General features: G+C 69.6%; 10 protein-coding genes. 3 read left to right on the top strand and 7 right to left on the bottom strand.

Annotated features, from left to right (window positions below; all coding sequences use genetic code 11):
• On the top strand, positions 1 to 96 hold a 96-nt coding region (hemP, locus tag V7Q39_RS15180), incomplete at its 5' end, for a hemin uptake protein HemP (protein ID WP_333817454.1).
• A 63-nt stretch (positions 97 to 159) separates the two neighbouring features.
• Here the strand turns inward: hemP and moaA are convergent.
• Entirely contained in the window at positions 160 to 1,161 is a 1,002-nt protein-coding gene (moaA, locus tag V7Q39_RS15175) for a GTP 3',8-cyclase MoaA (protein ID WP_333817449.1), read from the bottom strand.
• A gap of 86 nt (positions 1,162 to 1,247) precedes the next feature.
• Here moaA and V7Q39_RS15170 point away from each other — a divergent pair, with 86 nt between their 5' ends.
• Entirely contained in the window at positions 1,248 to 1,721 is a 474-nt protein-coding gene (locus tag V7Q39_RS15170) for a hypothetical protein (protein ID WP_333817448.1), read from the top strand.
• A 208-nt stretch (positions 1,722 to 1,929) separates the two neighbouring features.
• Here the strand turns inward: V7Q39_RS15170 and nagA are convergent, their stop codons facing one another.
• From nagA to V7Q39_RS15150, 4 genes are all read right to left on the bottom strand, one after another.
• Complete coding sequence (gene nagA, locus V7Q39_RS15165; protein ID WP_333817447.1) at positions 1,930 to 3,084, bottom strand: N-acetylglucosamine-6-phosphate deacetylase; 1,155 nt, start codon at positions 3,082 to 3,084, stop codon at positions 1,930 to 1,932.
• Positions 3,081 to 3,419 (bottom strand): class II D-tagatose-bisphosphate aldolase non-catalytic subunit, encoded by a 339-nt coding sequence (locus V7Q39_RS15160; RefSeq protein WP_333817446.1) that lies wholly within the window; start codon positions 3,417 to 3,419, stop codon positions 3,081 to 3,083. The genes nagA and V7Q39_RS15160 overlap by 4 nt, the downstream gene beginning before the upstream one ends.
• 104 nt (positions 3,420 to 3,523) lie before the next feature.
• Positions 3,524 to 4,531, bottom strand: a complete 1,008-nt coding sequence (locus tag V7Q39_RS15155) for an SIS domain-containing protein (RefSeq protein ID WP_333817445.1) — start codon at positions 4,529 to 4,531, stop codon at positions 3,524 to 3,526.
• Between the two features lie 217 nt (positions 4,532 to 4,748).
• Entirely contained in the window at positions 4,749 to 4,910 is a 162-nt protein-coding gene (locus V7Q39_RS15150; protein WP_333817444.1) for a hypothetical protein, read from the bottom strand.
• 364 nt (positions 4,911 to 5,274) lie between these two features.
• On the opposite strand from V7Q39_RS15150, the gene V7Q39_RS15145 reads away from it, so the two are divergent.
• Entirely contained in the window at positions 5,275 to 6,036 is a 762-nt protein-coding gene (locus V7Q39_RS15145; protein ID WP_333817443.1) for a GntR family transcriptional regulator, read from the top strand.
• 79 nt (positions 6,037 to 6,115) lie between these two features.
• Here V7Q39_RS15145 and V7Q39_RS15140 read toward each other — a convergent pair whose 3' ends face one another.
• Together V7Q39_RS15140 and V7Q39_RS15135 are read right to left on the bottom strand one after the other, a co-directional pair.
• Complete coding sequence (locus tag V7Q39_RS15140; RefSeq protein ID WP_333817453.1) at positions 6,116 to 6,793, bottom strand: DNA alkylation repair protein; 678 nt, start codon at positions 6,791 to 6,793, stop codon at positions 6,116 to 6,118.
• Between the two features lie 2 nt (positions 6,794 to 6,795).
• A partial coding sequence (locus tag V7Q39_RS15135; RefSeq protein ID WP_333817442.1) for an SIS domain-containing protein occupies positions 6,796 to 7,588 on the bottom strand: 793 nt, incomplete at its 5' end.

The following is a 7,588-nucleotide window of genomic DNA, read 5'->3' as shown; positions in this document are numbered from 1 at the left end:
CTGACCGAAGGCGGCAGCCTGGCGCGGATCGTGCTGGACGGGCAGGTCTACGCCCTGCGGATCACCCGGGCGGGCAAGCTGATCCTGACGAAGTGAGTTTCTCGGGGTGGTGGGTTGGCACCCGCCCCACGGGTCGCGCAGCTGGATCGTGTCCGCGGATCAGCCCCCCGTATGGCTCATGTGGCGGGTGATCTGGCCCGCGACGCGCTGGCGGCTGTAGTCGAAGTCGTGCCCCTTGGGCTTGCGCGCGATGGCGGCGCGGATCGCCTGTTCCACCACGGCATCATCGGGACTGGCGCGCAGCGGCGCGCGCAGGTCGGCCATGTCTTCCTGCCCGAGGCACATGTAGAGTTGTCCGGTGCAGGTCAGCCGCACGCGGTTGCAGCTTTCGCAGAAATTATGGGTGAGGGGCGTGATGAAGCCGATCTTCTGGCCGGTTTCTTCGACGCGGACATAGCGGGCGGGGCCGCCGCTGCGTTCGGTCAGGTCGGTAAGGGTCAGCCGTTCCGCGAGGCGCGCGCGCAGGTCCTTCACCGGCCAGTACTGGCCGAGTCGGTTGGCCGTCATGTCCTCGCCCATCGGCATGACCTCGATGAAGGTGAGGTCGTGGCCTTCCTGTGCGCACCAGTCGACAAGGGAGAAAAGCTCGTCCTCGTTGAAGCCTTTCAGGGCGACGGCGTTGATCTTGACCTTCAGGCCTGCGGCGCGCGCGGCGGCGATCCCGTCCAGCACCTGCGGCAGGCGGCCCCAGCGGGTGATCTCGGCGAATTTCGCGGGGTCGAGCGTGTCGAGCGAGACGTTGACGCGGCGGACGCCGAGGTCGGCGAGGGGTTGGGCGAATTTCGCGAGTTGGCTGCCATTGGTGGTGAGGGTGAGTTCCTTGAGCGCGCCGGTTTCGAGATGGCGGCTCATTGCCTCGAAATAGGTGAGGATGCCCTTGCGGACCAAGGGCTCGCCGCCGGTGATGCGCAGCTTCGAGACGCCCAGTCGGATGAAGGCGGAGGAGAGGCGGTCGAGCTCTTCGAGGCTGAGGAGGTCGGCCTTGGGCAGGAAGGTCATGTGCTCCGACATGCAATAGGCGCAGCGGAAATCGCAGCGGTCTGTGACCGAGACGCGCAGATAGCTGATGGCGCGGGCGAAGGGATCGACGAGCGGGAGCATGGGGGAAAGGTAGGCCTCGGCGGGGGGCTGCACAAGACGGGGTGCGACGATTGCGGGGCGGGGGACGGCAGGCTAGGCTGCGGGGCATGAAACAGATCGTGCTCCTGCCGCTTGTCGCCTTGGCCCTGTCGGGCTGTGCCCTGTTCCAGAAGCCGGGCGGGCCGACCGCCGCGACCGGGCCTGCGGCGCCGCAGCCGGCCACCGAGTTCGCACCGGCGGTCTCGACCGGCGCGCTGGGCGCGCGGTCGGTGAGCGCGGCATCGCTGGACAAGACCACGGCGGAAGAGAAGGCGGCGGCGCTGGCGGCCCCGGCCAAGGGTGGCGAGCGGGCGTTGGGCAAGGCCGTCGTGGCGCTGGGGCCTCCGGCAGAGCAGGGGATCTGGCTGTCCTCGGCGCTGATCAAGGACAAGGCGCAGGGGCGGATCGTGACGGCGGCGGGCAAGAGCCTGGCCGTTGAACTGCGTCCCGGGACCGGCGGGGCGCTTCTGTCGCTGGCGGCGTTCCAGGCTTTGGGGCTTTCGCTGACCGAACTGCCGGAGGTGACGGTCTACGGGCCGTGAGGCTTCGGGGGTCGGGCGGTTTCCGAATCGAGCGCTGACGCGCGAGGTTTTTGTCTCGTCGTCGGGGCTTGCGCCCTCCTCCTCGGCTGATGGGGGTTTCACCCCCAAACCCCCGGGATATTTGGGCCAGTATGAAAGGCCTGCATCTGAGGTTGCCGTGGGCTGCCTCCGGCGGGGATATTTGGGCAAAGATGAAAGGCTGGGAGGCTCAGCCGGGCCGGGCTTCGAGGAGGTCGGCGACGGTGCCGGTGACGGTCCAGTCGGGGGCGAGGAGGAGGAGGTCGGCGAGGTCGCGCTCAACGGGGCTGGCAAGCCCGGGCCGGTTCAGGAGCCGGGCGGGGGCGGCCACGGCCATGTCGAGGGCGACCTCCGGGCTGGTGCCGACCACGGTGATCAGGCGGCGGAGGCTTTCGGCCATCGTCACATGCGCCCCGGCGAGGGAGCCTTCGGCATTGACCAGGCGGCCATCCTTCAGCCAGACATCGCGGCCATAGAGGCGCAGGTGGCTGGAGCCGCCGACCGTGCTCATTGCATCGGAGACGAGGAACATGCGGCCGGGCAAAGGACGCGCGCGGATGGCGAGGCCGACCATCTCGTCGGCAACATGGATGCCATCGCAGATGATGCCGGCATAGGCGGTGGAGTTGATGCAGGCGCCGGTCACGCCCGGGGCGCGGTGCAGCATCGGCGACATCGCGTTGAAGAGATGGGTGAAGCAGGTGGCGCCCGCGTCGAGAAGGGCGCGGGTCTCTTCGGCCGTGGCGTCGGAATGGCCGATGGAAACGACGGCGCCGGTGGCGGTGATCTGGCGGACCTGTTCGGGGGTGATGCTTTCCGGCGCGACGGTGATCTTGACGAAGAGGCCCGCCGCGCGGAGGCGCTGGACATGGGCCAGCGTGGCCGCGTCGAAGGGGCGCACCCATTCCGGCGCATGGGTGCCGCGCCGCGGGATCGAGAGATGCGGACCCTCGATATGGAGACCGAGGAGACTGCGGTCGGGGTGCGGCTCGGCCTGGGCGGCAAGTGCGGCGTCGACGGCGCGGGCAAGGACCTCCGGCGCGTCGGTGATGACGGTGGGCAGGATGCCGACCGTGCCGAAGCGACGATGGGCGGCGGCCATGCGGTGCAGCGCCTCGGGCGACGGGTCGTTGTTCAGAAGCGCGTCGCCGCCGCCGTTCACCTGCAGGTCGAGGAAGCCGGGGGTCAGGGTGCCGGTGACGCGGCGGATAGATGCGCCGAGCGGCGGCGCGTCGGCGATCTTGAGGCTTTGGCCCTGGGCGATGCCGAGGGCTGCACCGGGCCGCAGGCGGCTGCCGTCGAAGACCGCATCGGGGAGGAGCCAGAGGTCGGGTGTGGCGGTCATGACCGGGGTTCCGTGAAGCAACAGGGGCGGAGGGCGGTTTGCACGCGGGCGAGGGCCAGCGCGCGGGGCCGGGGATGGCGGCTTTCGCGGGCGAGTGCAGTCTCGTCTTCGCGGGCATGCGCGGGGAGCATCGGGTCGGGCAGGCGTTTGCCCGTGAGATCGGCCATCGGGCGCTGGACGGCTGCCTGCGCGCAGGGGGCGGGCCGATAGGGGCGGATGCGGTCGGCCAGACCGAAGGGACGCTCGCTGTAGCCGGTGGAAGGGGCTTCCGAGCTGAGGCCGGGCCCGTCTTTCAGCGCATGAAGAGCGTGGGGATCGCGGGAGAGGTCGGTCATGCTGTGGGCTCTTCGGGGAGGACGGGAGCCGGTGCGCTTTTGGCTGCGGATGCGGCCTCCGGCGGGGATAGTTGGGCAAATGTGAAAGGCATTTTGCGGGCGGGTCATCGGGTTTCCGTGACCTTGGAGAGCGTCGCGGGACGGTCGGGGTCGTGGCCGAGGGCGAGGGCGGTGTGCAGGGCGAGCGGATAGGTGAGGCAGAGGAGCGCCGCCGCGGCAGCGGCAGGGGTGAGATCGGTTGCCCCGACGTCGGAGGGGCGGAGGCGGAAGACGGTGCCGCCAGCGGCGCGGAAGCGGGCCTCGGCGGTGTCGAGGCTATCCTGCACCTCGGGCTGTTCGGTGTCGAGGATCAGGATCAGGAGCGGGTTCGTCACCAGTTGCAGGGGGCCGTGCAGGACCTCGCTGCTGGAATAGGCCTCGGCATGCAGTGCGCAGCATTCCTTGAGCTTCAGCGCCAGTTCCTGCGCCGCACCATAGCCGGTGTCGCGGCCGATCACATAGACGTGGCTGGCGCGCAGGAGCGCGGCGAGGAGCGCGCGGGTCTGCGGCAGGGTCTTGCCCTGGAGGGCGGTGAGGGTCTTCGCCGAGGCCGCGGCGCGGGGGGCGTAGGCGGGGGCGAGGGTGGAGAGCAGCGCCATGCCCGCGGCGATGGCACCGACCACGGATTTGGTGGCGGGAACGGCGCGTTCGGGGCCCGCGCCGATCTTCAGGGTAAGGTCGGCCTCGGCCTCGACCGGGCTGCCGGGGGCGTTGGTCAGCGCCAGGACGGTGGCGCCCGCTGCCCTTGCGCCTTGAGCGGAGCGGACGAGGTCGGGCGAGGCGCCGGATTGCGAGACGACGAGGACGGCGGCACCGGTCAGGCGGACGCCTTCCCCCAGCGAGAAGATCGAGGGGGGGAGAGAGGTCACGGGCAGGTGGATTTCGCGCATGATCTCGTAGGAGAGCACGTTGGCGGCGGCGTCGGAGGAGCCGCGGGCGACGGTGTAGATCGCGCGGAGGCTGGTCAGATCGGGCAGGGCCACGGGTTGCGCGACGGAGGCTGCGAAGACCGCCGGGGCCTCGGCGATTTCGCGGGCCATGTGCTGCCCGGCGTCAGGGGGGAGGTCGATCATTGCGGGGCCCGGATGCGGGAGGGGGGACAGGTGCGGCTTTCGGGACGACGGAGCCCCCCTTCCCGCGAGGGGGAGGGGAGGCGCTTGAGTTTGATGTTGCGATGGGCGGGGACCCGAGTGCGAGCTGTAGCTGCGGAGCCTCCGGCGGGGATGTTTGGGCAAAGATGGAAGGCCAGAGGGCTTGCCCGGTCGGCGCAGGCGGGGGGCGGCAAGGTGGTCATTTGCGGATGCCGCGGGCGTCGAGTTTGGCCCGGGTGTCGATGAGCTCCACCTGGCCGGTGGTGCGGGCGGCGGGGGCGGCCACCACCTTGGGCTGCACCGTCACCGAGGCGGTCGAGTTGAAGATGTAGCGCCCCGGAAGCGGCGCGGTCGTCCACATCTCGCGGTCTGGAGGAGTGTAAGGCGGTCGATGGGCGATGAACGCCGGCGCGGGCGAGATGGGAGCCCCTGCGACGGCGGGTTTGGAAGGCTCGCGGCGCGCCATCCGATCGGGCGCGGCGGTTTCGACGGCAGGCGTCATGCGGGTCCCCCATGGTCCGGCCGCCCTGGCAGGGGCGGGTCGAATCGTCCTTGTGCTGTGACGATACCAAAGGGCGCCATATTTGCTACCAATATAATACCAAATAATCGGAGAAACCGAGTTTTGCGCGATTTCCCCTTGTTTTTGCCCCAAGGATCGGGCCTTCTAGCCGGGAGAAGATGGAATTGGTTCCGTCAAAGAAATACCAATTTGGGGGCTTCCGATGGAAGGCGAACAGGCGCTCTACCGCCCCGAAGCGTGGTTCCGCGCCGCGCGCGGGCCGCGGTACGAGCAGCTTTACCGTCATCTCTCGGCGGCCATCGCGGCGGGCGAGTTGCCGCCGGACAGCCGGCTGCCGCCCGAGCGTGAACTGGCGCTGATCGCCGATGTCTCGCGCGTGACGGTGCGCAAGGCGGTCAGCCAGCTCGTCGAGGATGGCGTGCTGGAACAGCGGCGCGGCGCGGGCACCTTCGTCAAGCCGCCGCGGTCGAGGATCGAACAGTCGCTCTCGGCGCTGCTGTCCTTCACCGACTATATGCGCCAGCGCGGCAAGACCTCGTCCAGCCGCATCCTGCGGCGGGGGCTGTTCCTGCCGACGCCGGACGAGACCATCGCGCTGGGACTTTCCGCCGGGGAGCGGGTCGCGCGGGTGGAACGGCTGCGCTTTGCCGATGATATCGCGCTGGCGCTGGAATGGTCCTCGCTGCCGACCGACGTGCTGCCCGACCCCGAGGTGGTGGAGACCTCGCTCTACGATGTGCTGCGCGCGGCGGGCACGGCGCCGACGCGGGCGGTGCAGCGGATTGCCGCGGTCAACCTGACGGCGGCGGATGCGAAGCTCTTGCTGCTGCCCGAAGGCGCGGCGGTGCTGCGGATCGACCGGACGGCCTATCTGCCCTCGGGCCGGCCGATCGAGTTCACCCGGGGGCTCTACCGCAGCGACATCTACGATTTCGTCGCCGAGTTGAGGCTGGGCGCGTCATGACCTTAGGCTTTTCGACCAGATCGGCTGGCGGCGGGATCGGGGCTCCTTGCCGACGAGAAGACGAAGTCGCGCGAGGAGATCAGGTCAGATGCCGCGCGGCCTCTTTCCGGGCGAAGGGTTTCAGCACCTCGCCATGGGCGGCGAGGAAGGCCCGCGTCGCCGCCGCGTCGTGTTTCGACAGGTCGCGCAGCCACCAGGCCACGGCCTTCTGGATGAACCAGTCGCGATCCGGGGCCAGCGCCACGCACCAGCCCAGCACCCGGGCGCGGATGGCAAGATCCTGATCCGTCGGGAAATTCTGCTTCGTCCAGGGCAGGGTCATCACCAGCGCCGCGCGGCGGGTCCACATGTGTGGTGACGCAATCCACGTCTCGACCTGGTCCAGCCGCGACGGATCGGCCACCAGCCGCCGGGCGCCGGCATCCGAGGCGTGGTCGGCCAGCGCCCAGCCGTCGAACTGCGGCACCCAGCTGGCAATCAGGTCCCAGGCACCCTGGTCCGGGCGCAGCCGCGCCTGGGTCAGAAGCTTCGCCGCCGCCACCCGGGCGTCGTGGATGTCGGAGCGCCAGAGGCCGTCGGCCAGCGCCACACGCTCTTCGACCGAAAGCTCCTCGCGCCAGGCCGTCGCCAGTTCGGTGATCCGCGGCACCCGCAGCCCCAGCACGTGGCGGGGCGACTTGAGATAGGCCGCCTCGGTGACGGCGCGCGCGGGGTCGGCTTCGGCCTCAAGGGCCGCCAGCGCACCCTCAAGGGTGATGGTCATTCCACCGTCACCGATTTCGCCAGATTGCGCGGCTGGTCCACGTCGGTGCCCTTGGCGATGGCGGTGTGATAGGCCAGAAGCTGCGCTGGAACCGCATAGAGGATCGGCGCCCAGAGCGGGTCGACCGCCGGCAGGGTCAGCACCTTCCAGGTGCCCTGACCCGCGGCCGCGATCCCGGCGGGATCGGAGAGCAGCAGCACCTTGCCGTGCCGCGCCATCACCTCCTGCATGTTCGACACCGTCTTGTCGAAGAGCCCGTCCTTCGGCGCCAGCACAATCACCGGCACATCGGCGTCGATCAATGCGATGGGGCCATGCTTCAGCTCGCCCGATGCATAACCTTCGGCATGGATGTAGCTGATTTCCTTCAGCTTCAGCGCGCCCTCCAGGGCCAGCGGGAACATCGGCCCGCGCCCCAGGAACAGGATGTCCTGCGCTTTCCCCAGGTCCTCGGCCAGCTTGGCGATGGGGTCGGACAGGGACAGCGCGGCGTTCATCAGCCCCGGCACCGCACGCAAGGACTCCAGTCTTTTGGCCAGGGTGGCGGCGTCGATCCGGCCCCGGTCCTGCGCGGCCTTCAGCGCCATCAGCGCCAGCACCGTCAGCTGGCAGGTGAAGGCCTTGGTGGAGGCGACGCCCACCTCTACCCCCGCCAGGATCGGGAGGGCAAGGTCGCTTTCGCGGGCGATGGAGGAGGTGGGAACGTTGACCACCGAGACGACCTTGGCCACCTTGCCCGAGGCATGGCGCAGGGCTGCCAGCGTGTCCGCCGTCTCGCCCGACTGGCTG

The sequence above is a fragment of the Tabrizicola sp. genome, assembly GCF_036781545.1.
In the GTDB taxonomy this organism is placed as follows: Bacteria; Pseudomonadota; Alphaproteobacteria; order Rhodobacterales; family Rhodobacteraceae; genus Tabrizicola.
The sequence above is the reverse complement of the archived record's forward strand: the minus strand, read 5'-3'. Positions and strand labels throughout refer to the sequence as shown.

Coding starts and splice junctions, on each gene's coding strand:
- moaA (WP_333817449.1), bottom strand. CDS start 1,161: ATGCTCCCGCTCGTCGATCCCTTCGCCCGCGCCATCAGCTATCTGCGC.
- V7Q39_RS15170 (WP_333817448.1), top strand. CDS start 1,248: ATGAAACAGATCGTGCTCCTGCCGCTTGTCGCCTTGGCCCTGTCGGGC.
- nagA (WP_333817447.1), bottom strand. CDS start 3,084: ATGACCGCCACACCCGACCTCTGGCTCCTCCCCGATGCGGTCTTCGAC.
- V7Q39_RS15160 (WP_333817446.1), bottom strand. CDS start 3,419: ATGACCGACCTCTCCCGCGATCCCCACGCTCTTCATGCGCTGAAAGAC.
- V7Q39_RS15155 (WP_333817445.1), bottom strand. CDS start 4,531: ATGATCGACCTCCCCCCTGACGCCGGGCAGCACATGGCCCGCGAAATC.
- V7Q39_RS15150 (WP_333817444.1), bottom strand. CDS start 4,910: ATGTGGACGACCGCGCCGCTTCCGGGGCGCTACATCTTCAACTCGACC.
- V7Q39_RS15145 (WP_333817443.1), top strand. CDS start 5,275: ATGGAAGGCGAACAGGCGCTCTACCGCCCCGAAGCGTGGTTCCGCGCC.